This is a genomic window from Variovorax paradoxus B4 (assembly GCF_000463015.1).
In the GTDB taxonomy this organism is placed as follows: Bacteria; Pseudomonadota; Gammaproteobacteria; order Burkholderiales; family Burkholderiaceae_C; genus Variovorax; species Variovorax paradoxus_E.
In genome coordinates this window covers 890,638-906,087 of sequence record NC_022247.1, presented here as the reverse complement: position 1 = coordinate 906,087, position 15,450 = coordinate 890,638, and the positions used below count along the sequence as shown (strand labels likewise).

The 15,450-nt window shown below is 62.1% G+C and carries 12 protein-coding genes and 2 riboswitches; of the genes, 4 read left to right on the top strand and 8 right to left on the bottom strand.

Translation table 11 applies throughout. From position 1 onward, the window contains the following. The first annotated feature begins 144 nt into the window (after positions 1-144). The 3 genes from gmd to VAPA_RS04060 all read left to right on the top strand — a co-directional run bounded on the left by gmd (position 145) and on the right by VAPA_RS04060 (position 3,593). Positions 145-1,182, top strand: a complete 1,038-nt coding sequence (gene gmd, locus VAPA_RS04070) for a GDP-mannose 4,6-dehydratase (RefSeq protein WP_021005495.1) — start codon at positions 145-147, stop codon at positions 1,180-1,182. Beyond that, complete coding sequence (locus VAPA_RS04065) at positions 1,179-2,060, top strand: NAD-dependent epimerase/dehydratase family protein (RefSeq protein WP_021005494.1); 882 nt, start codon at positions 1,179-1,181, stop codon at positions 2,058-2,060. Before gmd ends, VAPA_RS04065 begins: the two co-directional genes overlap by 4 nt. Positions 2,061-2,135: 75 nt before the next feature. Beyond that, positions 2,136-3,593 (top strand): hypothetical protein, encoded by a 1,458-nt coding sequence (locus VAPA_RS04060; RefSeq protein WP_021005493.1) that lies wholly within the window; start codon positions 2,136-2,138, stop codon positions 3,591-3,593. Between the two features lie 47 nt (positions 3,594-3,640). On the opposite strand, the gene VAPA_RS04055 is transcribed toward VAPA_RS04060, so the two are convergent. From VAPA_RS04055 to rfbB, 8 genes are all read right to left on the bottom strand, one after another. After that, entirely contained in the window at positions 3,641-4,396 is a 756-nt protein-coding gene (locus VAPA_RS04055) for a class I SAM-dependent methyltransferase (RefSeq protein ID WP_155248049.1), read from the bottom strand. Between the two features lie 72 nt (positions 4,397-4,468). Continuing rightward, positions 4,469-5,347 carry a hypothetical protein gene (locus tag VAPA_RS04050; protein ID WP_021005491.1) on the bottom strand — a complete coding sequence of 293 codons (879 nt, stop codon included), beginning with the start codon at positions 5,345-5,347 and terminating at the stop codon, positions 4,469-4,471. Then, a complete protein-coding gene (locus VAPA_RS04045; protein ID WP_196232543.1) occupies positions 5,344-7,293 on the bottom strand; it encodes a glycosyltransferase in 1,950 nt (649 codons plus the stop codon). The genes VAPA_RS04050 and VAPA_RS04045 overlap by 4 nt, the downstream gene beginning before the upstream one ends. Further along, positions 7,283-10,198, bottom strand: coding sequence for a glycosyltransferase (locus tag VAPA_RS04040; protein WP_021005489.1), 2,916 nt, complete (start codon positions 10,196-10,198; stop codon positions 7,283-7,285). The genes VAPA_RS04045 and VAPA_RS04040 overlap by 11 nt, the downstream gene beginning before the upstream one ends. A 70-nt stretch (positions 10,199-10,268) precedes the next feature. Continuing rightward, positions 10,269-10,817: a dTDP-4-dehydrorhamnose 3,5-epimerase gene (gene rfbC / locus VAPA_RS04035; protein ID WP_021005488.1), complete on the bottom strand. Its 549-nt coding sequence runs from the start codon at positions 10,815-10,817 to the stop codon at positions 10,269-10,271. Then, positions 10,814-11,710: a glucose-1-phosphate thymidylyltransferase RfbA gene (rfbA, locus tag VAPA_RS04030; RefSeq protein ID WP_021003467.1), complete on the bottom strand. Its 897-nt coding sequence runs from the start codon at positions 11,708-11,710 to the stop codon at positions 10,814-10,816. The genes rfbC and rfbA overlap by 4 nt, the downstream gene beginning before the upstream one ends. Before the next feature lie 25 nt (positions 11,711-11,735). After that, the gene (gene rfbD / locus VAPA_RS04025) at positions 11,736-12,626 is read right to left on the bottom strand and encodes a dTDP-4-dehydrorhamnose reductase (protein WP_021003466.1); all 891 of its coding nucleotides are present in this window, start codon (positions 12,624-12,626) and stop codon (positions 11,736-11,738) included. After that, positions 12,623-13,705 carry a dTDP-glucose 4,6-dehydratase gene (gene rfbB, locus VAPA_RS04020; RefSeq protein WP_021005487.1) on the bottom strand — a complete coding sequence of 361 codons (1,083 nt, stop codon included), beginning with the start codon at positions 13,703-13,705 and terminating at the stop codon, positions 12,623-12,625. Before rfbB ends, rfbD begins: the two co-directional genes overlap by 4 nt. Positions 13,706-13,799: 94 nt before the next feature. After that, positions 13,800-13,894: riboswitch (glycine riboswitch) on the top strand. A gap of 39 nt (positions 13,895-13,933) precedes the next feature. Further along, positions 13,934-14,040, top strand: a riboswitch (glycine riboswitch). A 91-nt stretch (positions 14,041-14,131) separates the two neighbouring features. On the opposite strand from rfbB, the gene VAPA_RS04015 reads away from it, so the two are divergent. After that, positions 14,132-15,433 carry a D-amino acid dehydrogenase gene (locus VAPA_RS04015; RefSeq protein WP_021005486.1) on the top strand — a complete coding sequence of 434 codons (1,302 nt, stop codon included), beginning with the start codon at positions 14,132-14,134 and terminating at the stop codon, positions 15,431-15,433. Positions 15,434-15,450: the final 17 nt, after the last annotated feature.

Sequence of the window (15,450 nt, the reverse complement as noted above, 5' to 3'; positions counted from 1 at the left end):
GTTACGTAACCAAATATGCCGTGAATCAGGACTCTCCGATTTGGCAAAATCGGGGTTCGACGGCCTATCCATTCGCGGCGCCTCCCCATGAATGGCACAAGCCACCGCGTCACGCGATCTTTAGACAATACAGAGAAGGTTCTCATGAAGAAACATGCCGTTGTAACGGGCATTACCGGCCAGGACGGCGCTTATCTTGCCGAGTTGCTGCTCGCCAAGGGATACGTCGTCTATGGCACCTATCGGCGCACCAGTTCGGTCAACTTCTGGCGCATCGAGGAACTGGGCATTCAGAACAACCCCGACCTGCATCTGGTCGAGTACGACCTGACCGACCTGGGAAATTCGATCGAGTTGATTCGCCAAGCGGAGCCGGTCGAGGTCTACAACCTTGCGGCCCAGAGCTTCGTGGGCGTGAGCTTCAACCAGCCCGTCGCGACCGCCCAGATCACGGGCGTGGGTGCCCTGCATCTGCTCGAGGCCATCCGCCTCGTCAACCCCAAAATCCGCTTCTATCAAGCCTCTACCTCCGAGATGTTCGGCAAGGTGCAGGCCATTCCGCAGGTGGAAGACACACCTTTCTATCCGCGCAGTCCCTACGGCGTAGCCAAGCTCTATGCCCACTGGATGACCATCAATTACCGCGAGAGCTACGACATCTTCGGCTGCAGCGGCATCCTGTTCAATCACGAAAGCCCATTGCGCGGACGCGAATTCGTGACCCGCAAGATCACGGACAGCGTTGCCAAGATCAAGCTTGGCAAGCTCGACGTCCTCGAGCTCGGCAACCTCGACGCCAAGCGCGATTGGGGCTTTGCGAAGGAATACGTCGAGGGCATGTGGCGCATGCTCCAGATTGACACGCCCGACACATACGTGCTGGCAACCAACCGCACCGAAACCGTCCGAGACTTCGTGCACATGGCGTTCAAGGGCGCGGGCATCGCAGTGGATTTCAAGGGCAGCGGCGAAGGCGAGTCCGCCGTGGACACGGCCACCGGAAAGACCGTCATGCGCATCAACCCGAAGTTCTATCGACCCGCAGAAGTCGAACTGCTGATCGGGAACCCGGCCAAGGCCAAGGCCAAACTCGGCTGGGAGCCGAAGACCACGCTCGAGGAACTTTGCCAGATGATGGTCGAGGCAGACCTGCGGCGCAATCGCCAGGGCTTCTCGTTTTGAGGATCCTGCTAACCGGCGCCGAGGGTTTTACTGGTCGGCATTTCACCGAACGCGCATCGGCCGAGGGGCATTCGGTCATCGCATTGCGGTCTGACCTGACGGACAGTGATGCGCTTCGCCAGGAAGTGCTCGAGGCGTCACCTGATGCGGTGGTTCACCTGGCAGCGATCAGCTTCGTCGGGCATGCGGACGAAAAAGCGTTCTATGCCGTCAACGTGGTGGGCACCACGAACCTGCTCGATGCGCTCGCTAGGCTGCCTGCGCGGCCCCAACGCGTGCTTCTGGCCAGCAGCGCCAACATCTACGGCAACACGGCGCATTCGCCGATCAGCGAGGCCCAGCCGCCCGCGCCAGTCAATCATTACGCCATGAGCAAGCTCGCCATGGAGTACATGGCGCGTACCTATGAAGGCCGCCTCGACCTGGTGACCGCGCGGCCTTTCAACTACACAGGCCCCGGGCAGAGTCCGAGCTTCCTGATTCCCAAGCTCGCACTTCACTTCGCACAGCGCGCGCCGGCCATCGAGCTCGGAAACCTCGACGTGGAACGTGAGTTCAACGACGTGCGCATGCTGTGCGACGCCTACCTTCTGCTCCTTGCTCACGGAGAGCCGGGCGAAAGCTACAACATTTGCACCGGACGCCCCTACACGCTTCGCCACGTGCTCGATACCTTCATGCGTATGACGAGCCACACTCCACGCATCGAGGTCAACCCGGCCTTCGTGAGGGCGAACGAGGTGCACAGGCTCTGCGGCAATCCGTCCAAGCTCGACACGCTGCTGGAGCGCCATGGCGCCACGCTCGAAATACCACGTCTCGAGGACACTCTAAAGCGCATGCTGGCCGCCGCCGCAGTCAGCGCGCTGAAGACCTAGGATCGGGCAGGCCCGTCGGCGGTTTGTTGTGCTGTCTGCGGGGTCGCCGCCTCGAGCGAGAGAATCCCAGCGTGAATGCTGAAGCAATGTGAGCGCGGTATCCTTCTGCGGATGATGAACAGCGATGCACTCCGCGTCATCCAGGCCGCGCCATCTCGCAGGGACTCCCACGAAATAGCCGCTCTGGGCGTCCCCTATTTAGCTCACCTGATCGACGATCTTGAAGAAAAGCAGGCCAAACACGGGGAGCGCATCGGTCGCTGGTATCAGCGAGACTTGCTGCGAAAAGGCCGTTTTGTCGTTCGCTCTGTCTGGGACAACGAGCCGGTGCAGGCTACGCAGTCCGTACTGCTGGAAGACAAGACCATCGCCTACGGCTTCGGGCCTGCACTGAACTTCTGGCTGTTCGCCGGCTCCTTCGGGGAGGGCGCGCCAATTCAGGGCATCTACCTTCCCCAGAGGGCGATCCTGGTGAATCTTGGGCATGAAGCCTGGGGTGTGACCGAGACCCACGTCCGCAAGGCCATGACGATCTTCAACAGTCTGCCGCTCGACATGGATCGGATCAGTGGTCCGACCCCGTCTCTAGTGACGGGCGACGCCAGCTTTGCACATCACATCTGGAATCAGCTCGGCGCATTGGACCGGCTGATCGCAGACGAGCCTGAGTTCGCGTTAGAGAGAACGAATGTGGTGGTGATGCAGGAGCCGCTCGGCCCGCTGGCGGAATTGTTCGACGACTGCCCGAACTGGAAGATCAGGTACGTGCACTCATCTCGGGTTCAGCAACTGAACTGTCGTGACACCCTGTTCGTGCAGCTCGCCGGAATGCTGGTCACGGAAGGCGCCAAAGCTCGTGTATTCAAGTACGTCGAGCGCGCAGTCGACCTCCCCGAAGCCGTAGTTCGGCGCAACCCAGCCGGCCGCTTCTGGCTGAGTATTCGCACACGCAACCGCACCATCACCAATCAAGTGCAGTTTCTCACCGAACTGGCGAACTCTTTGATCGAAGAGTACCCGGGTTGCGACATCGTGCTCGATGGACATTCGCTGTCCGAAGACGACTACCGTTTAGTTGAACTCGGCGACAGTTCCAACCACGCAATTGCGGCCGCTGATGCAGACGTGGCGGCAAAGGTGATCAAGCGCCTCGTGCAACGGGATTCAAAGATCTATCAGACGGCGGGGCGTCCTCTGTCCGAGGCCTTGGCGTTGGCGCGAACCTGTGATTTCTACGTTTGCCATCACGGCACTGTGCAGCACAAGATCGGATGGTTCACCTGGGTGCCGGGCGTCGCACACGCCAATACGCGGGTGACGCGGTCGAAGCCGGCCCTCTCTGTCGCGGCGCAGACCGAGGGAAGCCCGCCCCCGTCATACCTTCCTGTCGAGCTGATCGAGGACGAAGCAAGCAACGCACGCAGCGCCCTCGCTGACGCACTCAAACACGAGAACTACACCATTGTCTCCGTGGATGAAGCTTGCCGATTCGTTCTTTCGGAGATCAAGGCGACCACTGCGCTCAGAGTATGAAGGCGTCATACTCCGCACCAGGCCTACTCGACACCGAGCAACAGAAGTCAAGCCTTCTTTATGACCACGGTCATGCTGTCCGCCTCGTTCATCAGATCGACGCCGCACTCACAGCGGTATGAGTGGTAGTCGAAATTTGAAGAGCCGCACTTCCAGCACTTTGATGGCAACGTCGCGCGCTTGTAGACATCAATCGACGCGATCTGCGCGAACAGCTTTTCTATATCGCTGGTCGTGAAATGCGATCCTCGTCCCAACACGGCCAGCCGGGACGGCGATAAGGCTTCGCCTCGGCGTTTCAAGTGCTCAAAGGCAAGCAGTACGGAGAGCGAAGTCTGCCCCACGGCACTGCCGAACTCATCGGCGTATTGGCTGTGAGCGGGATGACTGGTTTGAATGTCCTCGAGGACATAGGTCCCTCCCGGTTCCAAAGCATCGAGACCGAGCCTCAGGCACCGCGATTGGTGCCGCGGAAAATGAGAGCCGTCCTCGATCAACAGTCGAAGGCCTTGCCCGATCTTTTCGAGCAAGCTCTTCACCTGCTCTTCTTCGTCTTGATCGACCTCGTGATAAGTAACACGAGAGTCTAAAGGCCACTCTGGCTGGGCCGGAAGAATGTCCGCGCCGTGAATGAGGGCGTAGGGGAATTTTGCCAGCAACCACCGTATCGAGTTTCCCTTGAACACGCCGAATTCGAGGATCTTTCCTTCGATCCTGTGCGGCAAGTGCGTGTCGTAAAAGTTGGTGAATCCGTGCCAAAACGACTTGTCGGTCTGCTCGAGTCGAGGGTCCATCATGGGCATGAAAGTGAAGAAATTTTGGAGCTGTGCGACTATCAATGCGAGCCCCCGACTTCAACGGCGGGCTTCTCGCAGCTACACCAATACGCTCGCCGGCGCCGCGACGCTGTCGCGTGCCACCAATTGCTCCTGCCAGCGGGGAATGGAGAACGGCTCACCTCGCTGTTCGAGGTCTTCGGCCACAGTCGCCGCCCAGGTGGCATCAACCACCGCGCAACCTTGTGCTCTCAGCCGATTGCTGAGCATCTGCTCGTTGACGATTGCAAGCACCTTGCTCTCGAAGAATGGCAAAGTCGTGGCGTCGAGCCTGAAGCGCGAGTGCCATTCGACCCCCTGCTCGGTACCATCGCCTGTCAGCCAGCCAAGAATGTTTTTTCGATAGCCGGACGAAATTGGCGCCTCTTTCAAGAACGGCTCTGCGGGATCTCCCGAGAAAAAGATCTCCTTGCTGGTCACGCTTACCAATGACCTCAAGAGCCTGATCTCAGCGGGTGGAAGAAAGACGAATGATGTTCTGAGCCACGACTGAGAACCCACTCCCAGCAGCGACACCGACTCGTTGTAGTAGTCGACATGGCCCAGCGCCACGCTTCGCCCCAGCATGAGGTTCAACATACGCTCGCTGAAGCGGTCTAGGTAGTCCACGTACAGTTGTCTGAATGCGGAAGTTGCAAGGTGGACGAAGTCGAAGTCGTCGAGGCGTGAGCCTAGGTAAGCGATGGCACTATCCCACGCAGAGAATTCCCAGGCCTCATTGGACCCACCGATCAGTATCGCGCCGCCATCAAGGCGTTCTTCGTGCGACGGAGGCAGCGCGTTGTCAACAACGATGAAGGTGTGCTCGATCTGCGGGAGGCGCTGTTCGATCAGTGCCCGAAGATCGGCCACAGCGGATTGATATTTAGCGGTACCGTGGCGGGCCATAAGCGTGGCAATCCGCAGCTTTGGGGTCATAGCTTCATCCATGTCAAGGTATGTTCTCGCTCCGTCCACCGTGCAATGTCGGTGCGGTGTAGGCATTCCTCGACAAAATCGAGCAGGTCCAACGCATAGCTGTGCCAGTTCGGGGGACGCACGCCATCGGCGAGTGCGGTAGCGCAAGACAGTTCGCTCACCGGCAACCCCGCCAACACTCGGCCCAGGCCCTCGACCAAAGACACAGTATCGTCGAACTCGATCATCCGGCCAGGCAAGCATGAATGCGCAGCAATCTCGTCCCATAGGGCGGATTTTCGAACCAGCACGGAACGTCCGTAGGCAAGGCTCTCCACCACCGGCAGCCCGAAGCCCTCATAGTGCGACGGAAACACCACCGCCTGCGCGGTTGCGATCAGCCTGTGAACCTCGTCGCCCGATACCTGTCCGCTCGGCACGTATTCGACCCGCGGCAGCGCACAAGAGGCCGCACCAAGAACCATGAATTTCTGCAAGGGAAAGGCATCGGACAAGACCTGCAATGTCGGCACTAGGTCCTTATGGTCGTAGTCGTTGCCAAACAGCAGCACATGATCGAGCGGCGCCTGCGCACCGACCGCGGGATCCGAGTGGTCGTTACCATCGAGACTCAGGTGAATGACTCTTTCCTGCACGCACGGCTTCACCGGAAATCTCGGCTGAAACCGTTGGCGGCTGAAAGACGAAATGTAGGCAAGCCCATCTGCGTGCGCAGCGATGAAACGCCAAGTTTCTTCCACGCGAAGATCGACTGCGTACAGCACATCCCAGGCAATGGTGTCCAGGATGTTGAAGATATTGACCAGCGCGTGGCGATGCAGTTGCGCCACGGTTTCCAGCGCCCATGGCTGATTGGGCATCAGGGCAGCAGCGTATGCGCCTGCAATATCGCCATGCGCATGGACAAGACCCGGATACCGCTCTGCCAAGCCATGAAATCTCGCGGCCTCGGACTGGCTTTGGACAACGACTTCCCAAGATGGGTGCTCGACCGACGAAAGGCCGTCAAGCAAACCCAGCATCACTTGCGACGTGCCGTTGTGAATGGCGGACATGCCGCGGAAATCGAGCAGAAGGCGCCTCGACTGGAGCGCAGGCGGATGCGCTGCAGCCAAGAGTTGCTCCAGCCGCCGGCTCGCACGACGTTCAATCTCGGCACCTGCACGCGCGTGGTCAGGATACATGTCGAGCAGTGTCGTCATGTCGGCTGATTCGAGCTTCGGGTAGACCAGCCGTTGCGCCTCTTCGCTGGGATCCGCAGGCAGGACGACGACCGCCCTGTTGGAGACCACATTTCGGTAACCCTTGCGTCTTGCCCGGCACAGCCCCAGGGCGAGCGCACCGGGCAAACTGCGAAATGGCCCGGAGGGCCCGAGCGCGGCGACGACTTCACGGCGCAGCAGAAGACACGACGACAGCAGTTCCGCCGTGATCGCGATCTCTGGCAACTCCGCCAACGCTCTTTTTGAGGTGAGCCCATGGCTCGGAACCTCGCCCGAATACGGGAATGGAAAGATGCCATCGGTTCGCGCATCGGCGAAGCGCGGTTGAGCGACGCCGAGCAATGGATCGGAATGAACGGCACGCCACAGGTGCAGGAGCACTTCGTTGGACGGCAGCAGCGGACCGATGACCACCAACAATGCCCGGCGCCGCACGGTGGCCTCCTCGACGGCAAGGTCGAACAACCCGGCCCCGTCGGCACTGCTACGTAGCACACCGGGCCACTCCGGCCGGGGCTGCAACTTAAGACTTGGCGGCAATACGACACTGAGTCGATCCACGACGTCGGCGAAGCCGCAGTACTTCAGCAGCTTGGCGACATGACGATCGAGCTTTGCCTGATCGAGCGCGCAAGCAGACATATCGATCAACAGGTCGTAGGGCCCCGCGGTCAAAGAGTCAGCGGCGGTCGAGTCTGGGTCTGTCATCGATTCAGAGTTCATCAATTGCACCGGCAAGCTCCGCATAGACAACTTCGGGCGAAAACTCGCGTGCAAGTGCGGCGCCGAGTTCGACAAGCGTCGCCGCGTCTGGGCGGTCCGAGAGAACACGCACCACGTGGTGCGCGAAGTCGAACCAGTCCGAGGCCACGTGGAGCAGCGGTTTCGCTGCCCCACCAATACCGTCGACCCCGGCGGGAAACGCGACCACCGGCCGCAACTGGCAGATCGCCTCGACCGTCTTGATCTTGAGGCCTGTGCCCGCTACCGTCGGATTGATAACGACTGCGGCACCAGCATACGCAGCGTCCAGCTCTTCGAATCTGCCGAGCACCTTGACGCCGTCGGGCACGATTGCAACCGATCGCCCCACATCGCCGACGATGTGCAGTTCGACATCCCCTCTTTCCTTGCGGATGATGGGCCACGAAAAGCGCAGGAAGTCCCGCGTACCTTTGACGTTCATCGGATTGTTCGAGGCCACCAGCAGAACGACGGGCTTGGACGGTGCCGCCCCAGCCTCGACGTTGACATGGAAATCGACACCCACATTCACGACACGGCGACCGGGAGCGAGCCGCGCAAGATCACGGCATTCGTCCGGCTGGATTCCGATCAGCAGCTGGGCTCGGTTAAGCAACGCGGCCTCCTCGGCCTCGCTCATGGCGAGCCCATCAGTCACGCCGTATTGCTCAACCTTGCTCGCCTTGGTCGAAAAGACATCGATGGTGTCAATCACCTTCGGTAGCTCGGAGCGCATCGCGGCGAACGCCCGCGTCATGAACACGTACTCGGCCAAAAGAACGTCGGGCTTCCAGTTTTCGTCGAGCTTCAGCAGCAATTCGATCAGCACGTCTGGGCAGAAAGTGCGCATGGTAGCGAGCAGATCGCGCTCACGCTGGATTGCGGGATCTTGCTCGCCGAGCACTGCGCCAAAGTCGCGGACAACTTCGCCATCCAAGCTCTCGACAAGGTGCGAATCTTCGGAGAGATTGTGGTGCACCACACCGTCGTGCCCGCATACGATGAAGTTGGGATAGATCGAGGCGGCCATTGCGATCTGTTGATCGGAAGGCATCTCATGCGGAAGCGGGCAAATCACGACCATCGGACTCCAGCCCGCGCTCGACAGCCACGTCAACAGCCGGTGAATTCGGTATTCATTACCGGCGCGGGGCGGGTACGGCATCACGTGGCCGACGCAGAGCACGCGGCGGTTCGCAGCCGAAACCGGAGTGCTCGCAACCGAGCGGTCCACATCGATGCGCCGCACATTGAAGTGCTTGTCGACGTCCGTACTAGGGGCCAACGCGGGCAACAACTCGACTTCGGGCGGTGGCGGTGGCGGTACCGGCGTCGCTACCCGACGCAGCGTGATAAGCCGCCATCCGGCCTTGACGGTGCCCACCGCCGCATGCCTGAGTTTCGGATGGCGCCTGAGGAACCCGCGCAGCCCGGCCACCGCCCCCGGGTGCCGCGAGGCAATTCCACGCATTGGGCCAGTAAGCCGCCAGCTGACGGAGGCATAGACCGCATGCAGCTGCTGGCGAGCGCTTGCAGCGTCGGCTCTCAGTTGATCCGCTTCAGCTTGCAACGCCAGAAGCCGTTGCTCAGCGGCCGTGCCATTCGCAACAAGCTGCTGTTCAAGCACGGCGGCCTTGTTGCGGTGGACTTGCAGCTCGCTGCGCGCGAGTTGAACGCCTTCGGACACCTCTTGCAACCGCGCCTCATGCAGGGCGGCATTTGCGCGCATCTCTTCTGCCAGCTCGGCTTCTCGAATGGTGAATTGTTTGCTGTTCTCCTCCAGCAATCGGCGTTCATGCACGAGCACAGCATCGGCGTTACGTCTCTCGAGTTCGGCCGCCGCGCGGACATGGCGCAACGACTCGCGCAATGCTTCGATCGCGCGACGCAGTGTCTCGAGCGCAAGCTCATCGCTGCTGGTCGCATCGCGTTCGGGCAGCTTTGCAAGCAGCGGTGTTGTGGCCGCTCCCAGTTGCGAGGTATCGATCTGCGGTGCGACGATTTTTCGAGTAGGGAGCTCGCGGGCATACGCTGCATCAAGCTGGCGGCAAATCGTCTGAAATGCCTCATCGCCATTGACGCCCTCCTCTTCTTCCCACGTCTTGAGGCGGTCGATGATGTCGTACAGCGCGCGCAACACTGCCACAGCGCGTGGATAGCCTCCCGGCTCGCTCGACTTGGTGACAGAGACATAGCGGTTGATATTCTCGTGCGAGAACGCCACGACATCATCACCGGCATGCGGGACTCGCACCCGGTCCAGCCTCGATGTGTAGCGGTTGGCCTTCTCGATCCACTGCTCTACGTTCTTATGCGACAAGTGATGAATGCAGGTACCGTCTCCGTAGGGGACGACGAAGGCGGCCGCCTCGTCGTACTTCATTCCGCCATGTACCGTCTCGAGGAAGGTTATTGCCTGTTTTGAGAAGAACCTGGGCTGGAATTCAGGCCAATAGTAGGCACGCTCGTCGTGCTGGCCCATGATGTAGTGCCGCTGCGGCAACAAGTAGACAGACGCGCGGGGAGATATGAGTTCGCGCTCGATGAAGCGTACAGCCTCGACGCTCAGGCATTCATCATCGTCCATGCAGACGATCCAGTCGTGCTTGCAGGTCGCGACCGCAAACGCCCTGGTTTCCTCAACCACAGGCGACCAGGGCACGACGATCACGCGGTCTGCAAACTGGGCCGCAAGCTCTGCGGTCCCATCTGTTGAGGACTTGTCAATCACCAAGAGCTCGTCGACGAACGACAGCGCCCTGAGGCAGGTACCGATCAGATCAATCCGGTTGTAGGCAATGACAACGCCACTGACCTGTTGACGTATTGCGCCAGTGTTTGCCACTGGTGCTTCGGGCGTCTCCCGCGCTCCTTCAATCGACATTCGGTTCCTCGAATTTGACGCTCATGCGGGCATTGCACTCACACATGGGTGGCGGTCTTCGCCCATTTTTTTAGTCGAAGGTCTCAGCTTGGTTCAGTGAAACACCGGCCTGGTCTTTGGCGGACAACACGGGGGCCATTCCGATCTCAGGCCACTCGATGCCCACTGCCACATCGTTCCACGCGATGCAGCGCTCATACGCCGGCGCATAGTAGTCGGTGGTCTTGTAGAGGAAGTCTGCCGTCGCGCTAAGCACAAGAAAAGCATGCGCGAACCCGGCCGGTATCCACAGCTGTTTGTGATTGTCCGCAGTCAGTTCCACGCCCACCCATTGTCCGAAGGTAGACGACGACTTGCGGATGTCCACCGCCACATCGAACACCGCACCTTGCGCCACACGCACCAGCTTGCCCTGCGGCTGCTGGATCTGATAGTGCAATCCGCGCAGCACGCCCTTGGCCGAGCGCGAATGGTTGTCCTGCACGAACTCGATGTGCCGCCCGACCGCCTCGTCGAACGCCTTGCCGTTGAAGCTCTCGTAGAAGAAGCCGCGCGCATCGCCGAAGACCTTCGGCTCGATGATCAGCACCTCGGGAATGGCGGTCGGCGTGGCCTTCACGAGCGCACCTCCTCGGCCAGCAGATGGTTCAGGTACTTGCCGTAGCCATTCTTCTGCAGCGGCGCGGCCAGCCTGGCCAGCTGCTCGCGGTCGATGAACCCATTGCGCCACGCGATCTCTTCCGGGCAGGCGATCTTCAGGCCCTGCCGGTGCTCCAGCGTGGCGATGAACTGGCCGGCTTCCAGCAGGCTCTCGTGCGTGCCGGTGTCCAGCCAAGCATAGCCGCGCTGCATGATCTGCACGTTGAGCTGGTCCAAGTCAAGGTAGGCCTGGTTGACCGCCGTGATCTCCAGTTCGCCGCGCGCACTCGGCTTCACGGCCTTGGCGATCTCGACCACCTGGTTGTCGTAGAAGTACAGGCCCGTGACGGCGTAGCTGCTCTTGGGCTTGGCCGGCTTCTCCTCGATGCTGCTGGCCTTGCCCTTGTCGTCGAAGGCCACCACGCCGTAGCGCTCGGGGTCGTGCACGTGATAGGCGAAGACGGTGGCGCCGGAGGGCTTCGAATCGGCATCGGCCAGCAGGTGCGCAAAGTCGTGGCCGTAGAAGATGTTGTCACCCAGCACCAGCGCGCTCGGCGAATTTCCTACGAATTTGTCGCCGATGATGAAGGCCTGTGCCAAACCATCGGGACTGGGCTGCACCGCGTACTGCAGGTTGATGCCCCACTGGCTGCCGTCGCCCAGCAGTTGCTGGAAGCGCGGCGTGTCCTGCGGCGTGCTGATGATCAGGATGTCGCGCATGCCGCCGAGCATCAGCGTGCTGAGCGGGTAGTAGATCATCGGCTTGTCGTACACCGGCAGCAGCTGCTTGCTGAGCGCGAGCGTGGCGGGGTGCAGCCGGGTGCCGGAGCCTCCGGCGAGGATGATGCCTTTGCGTTGCGTCGTCTTGGTCATGGGGTGTCGTGTCTCTTGTCTGCCATCAGAAAGTTTCGCGCAACATGCGCGCAACGCCGGACTGCCAGGTGGGCAGCACGAGGTCGAAGGTCGATTGCAGTTTCGTGGTGTCGAGGCGCGAGTTGTGCGGGCGCGTGGCCGGCGTCGGGAAGGCGCTGGTGGGCACGGGCTCGACCGCTTCGGGCCCGGCCTTGAGTGCGACCCCCGCCGCCTTCGCCTGCTCGATCACGAAGCGCGCATAGCCGTGCCAGGTGGTCTCGCCGCCGGCCACCGCGTGATACAGGCCAGCCTTGGCCGGGTCCTGCAAGGTGGCGCGAATGGCGTGCGCCGTGACGTCGGCCAGCAGCTCGGCGCCGGTGGGCGCGCCGAACTGGTCGTCGATGACGGTCAGGCGATCGCGCTCCTTGGCGATGCGCAGCATGGTCTTGGCAAAGTTGCCGCCGCGCGCGGCGTAGACCCAGCTGGTGCGGAAGATCAGGTGGCTGGCGCAGTGCTTTGCCACCAGCTGCTCGCCTTCGAGCTTGGTGCGGCCGTACACGCTGAGCGGACCGGTGGCGTCGTCTTCCTTCCAGGGCGTGCGGCCGCTGCCGTCGAAGACGTAGTCGGTGGAGTAGTGCACCATGAGTGCGCCGATCTGCTGCGCGGCCTCGGCCACCACGCCGGGCGAGGTGGCGTTGAGGGTGCGCGCGAACTCGGGCTCGCTCTCGGCCTTGTCGACGGCGGTGTGGGCCGCGGCATTGACGATGACGTCGGGGCGCACTTTGAGCACGGTGTCGGCCAGCTGCTCGGGGCGGCTGAAGTCGGCGTGGAAGTCGGTGCTGTCGAAGTCGAGCGCGACCAGCTCGCCCAGCGGCGCAAGGCTGCGCTGCAGCTCCCAGCCGACCTGGCCGCCCTTGCCCAGCAGCAGCAGCTTCATGCCGCCGCCTGGGCCGCGGGTGCGGCGTCGTATTGCTTCTCGACCCATGCGCGGTAGGCGCCGCTTTGCACGTTGCGCACCCATTCGCCGTGGGCCAGGTACCACTCGACGGTCTTGCGGATGCCGCTGTCGAAGGTTTCGGCGGGCTTCCAGCCGAGTTCGCGCTCGAGCTTGCGCGCGTCGATGGCGTAGCGGCGGTCGTGGCCGGGGCGGTCAGTGACGTAGCTGATCTGCGCCTTGTAGGGCTGGCCGTCGGCACGGGGGCGCAGTTCGTCGAGCAGGGCGCAGACGGTGTGGACGATCTCGATGTTGGGCTTCTCGTTCCAGCCGCCGACGTTGTAGGTCTCGCCGAGCTGGCCGGCTTCGAGCACGCGGCGGATGGCGCTGCAATGGTCCTTCACGTAGAGCCAGTCGCGCACCTGCATGCCGTCGCCGTACACGGGCAGGGGCTTGCCGGCCAGGGCGTTGACGATCATCAGCGGAATGAGCTTCTCGGGGAAGTGGAAGGGCCCGTAGTTGTTGGAGCAGTTGGTGGTGAGCACCGGCAGGCCGTAGGTGTGGTGCCAGGCGCGCACGAGGTGGTCGCTGGCGGCCTTGCTGGCCGAGTAGGGGCTGTTGGGCTCGTACTTGTTCTCTTCGGTGAAGGCGGGGTCGGTCTTGGAGAGCGAGCCGTAGACCTCGTCGGTGGACACGTGCAGGAAGCGGAAGGCGGCCTTCTGCTCGGCCGGCTGCGCGCTCCAGTGGCCGCGCACGGACTCGAGCAGGCGGAAGGTGCCGAGCACGTTGGTCTGCACGAAGTCTTCGGGGCCGTGGATGGAGCGGTCCACGTGCGATTCCGCGGCAAAGTTCACGATGGCGCGCGGCTTGTGCTCGGCCAGCAGGCGATCGACCAGGGCGCTGTCGCCGATGTCGCCCTGCACGAAGATGTGCCGCGGGTCGCCCTTGAGCGACGCGAGCGTCTCGAGGTTGCCGGCGTAGGTCAGTTTGTCGAGATTCACGACAGGCTCTTCGCTCTGCGCCAGCCAGTCGAGTACGAAGTTGGCGCCGATGAAGCCCGCGCCGCCGGTTACCAGGATCATGAGTCTCCCCGAAGTTTCGAATCAATGACAATTATCCCATTGGTCCGAATTGTCAAAATTCATGGTTGGCGGCTTTGCGGCCTCCGCCTACAATCGTTTCACTGCAGGAGAGTGGGTAGTGCTTTTTACTACCCCACCGAAGGCGCAAACTCCCATAAACGCTCAGGTCGGCCGAACGGATTTTTTGAAGTTCTTTCAAAGAGTTGCGTGGCATGTACTGCATCAACTGATACGCCGTCTGGAGAGCCATCACCTCGCGTGATGCACCGAAGGAGCAAACCCGTTGCAAGGTGCAACAGGTGAATCTCTCAGGTACCAAGGACAGGGGGAGCGGCAACTTGGACGGCGGTCGTCCGGTTGCTTGCTATTGAATCAGTAGCGCACCAAGTCCGTCGTTCAAGCGCCAATCTTCAAAAGGTACTTGAAATGCGCGTGATCGTTCTTGGCGCCGGCCTGCTCGGCGTGACTTCGGCTTACTACCTCCAGCAACTCGGCCACGAAGTGACCGTGATCGACCGGCAGGCCACGCCGGCCGCCGAAACCAGCTTTGCCAATGGCGGGCAGATCTCGGTCAGCCATGCCGAGCCCTGGGCCAACCCGAGCGCTCCGCTCAAGGTGCTGCAATGGCTGGGCAAGGAAGACGCGCCATTGCTCTTTCGCATCCGCGCCGACATGCGCCAGTGGCTCTGGGGCCTGCAGTTCCTGCGCGAATGCACGCCGGCGCGCACCAGGCACAACATCGAGCAGATCGTTCGCCTGGGCACCTACAGCCGCGAAATGCTGCAGCAGCTGCGCCGCGATGCCGGCCTCGACTACGACCAGCGCACGCAGGGCATCCTGCATTTCTATACGACGCAGAAAGAGTTCGACGGCGCCCTCGAGCCCGCGGAGCAGATGCGCGCGCTCGGCTGCGAGCGGCTGGTGATCTCGGCCGACGAGGCCGTGAAGATTGAGCCCGCACTCGCCCACATCCGCCCGAAGCTGGCCGGCGCCACCTACACGGCGGAGGACGAGTCCGGCGACGCGAACCTTTTTGCGCGCGAGCTGGCGAAGCGCGCGGCCGCGGCCGGCGTGAAGTTCCTCATGAGCCACACGGTGACCGCGCTGCGCGAGGCCGGCGGCAGCATCGACCACGTCGAAGCCACCGACAGCGAAGGCCGCTTCCAGCGCATCCGCGGCGATGCCTTCGTGCTCGCGATGGGTTCGCTGAGCCCGATCGTTGCCGCGCCGCTGGGCATCCGGCTGCCGATCTATCCGGCCAAGGGCTATTCGGTGACGCTGCCGGTGAAGGACGCGTCCAGGGCGCACCAGGTCTCGCTGACCGACGACGAGTTCAAGCTCGTGTTCTCGCGCTACACGTCGGCCTCCGGCGACCGCCTGCGCATTGCCGGCACGGCCGAGCTCAACGGCTACGACCGCGACCTGAACCGCGTGCGCTGCGAGGCGATCGTGCGCCGCGTCGAAGAGCTCTTCCCGGGTGCCGGCGACACCACGCAGGCCCAGTTCTGGACCGGCCTGCGCCCCGCGACGCCGAGCAACGTGCCGCTCATCGGCAAGACGAAACTGCCGAACCTGTTCCTCAACACCGGCCATGGCACGCTCGGCTGGACGCACGCCTGCGGCTCGGGCAAGTCGATTGCGCGCATCGTGAGCGGGCTCGCGCCCGAGGTCGACTTTGCGTTCACCGGCATGCCTGCGCCGGCAGCGCGCGTGCTGCAGCCGGCCTGAATGCCGGCAGGCAGGGC

Coding starts and splice junctions, on each gene's coding strand:
- VAPA_RS04060 (WP_021005493.1), top strand. CDS start 2,136: ATGCTGAAGCAATGTGAGCGCGGTATCCTTCTGCGGATGATGAACAGC.
- VAPA_RS04040 (WP_021005489.1), bottom strand. CDS start 10,198: ATGTCGATTGAAGGAGCGCGGGAGACGCCCGAAGCACCAGTGGCAAAC.
- rfbA (WP_021003467.1), bottom strand. CDS start 11,710: ATGACCAAGACGACGCAACGCAAAGGCATCATCCTCGCCGGAGGCTCC.
- VAPA_RS04055 (WP_155248049.1), bottom strand. CDS start 4,396: ATGCCCATGATGGACCCTCGACTCGAGCAGACCGACAAGTCGTTTTGG.
- VAPA_RS04045 (WP_196232543.1), bottom strand. CDS start 7,293: ATGAACTCTGAATCGATGACAGACCCAGACTCGACCGCCGCTGACTCT.
- VAPA_RS04050 (WP_021005491.1), bottom strand. CDS start 5,347: ATGACCCCAAAGCTGCGGATTGCCACGCTTATGGCCCGCCACGGTACC.
- rfbD (WP_021003466.1), bottom strand. CDS start 12,626: ATGAAGCTGCTGCTGCTGGGCAAGGGCGGCCAGGTCGGCTGGGAGCTG.
- rfbB (WP_021005487.1), bottom strand. CDS start 13,705: ATGATCCTGGTAACCGGCGGCGCGGGCTTCATCGGCGCCAACTTCGTA.
- gmd (WP_021005495.1), top strand. CDS start 145: ATGAAGAAACATGCCGTTGTAACGGGCATTACCGGCCAGGACGGCGCT.
- VAPA_RS04015 (WP_021005486.1), top strand. CDS start 14,132: ATGCGCGTGATCGTTCTTGGCGCCGGCCTGCTCGGCGTGACTTCGGCT.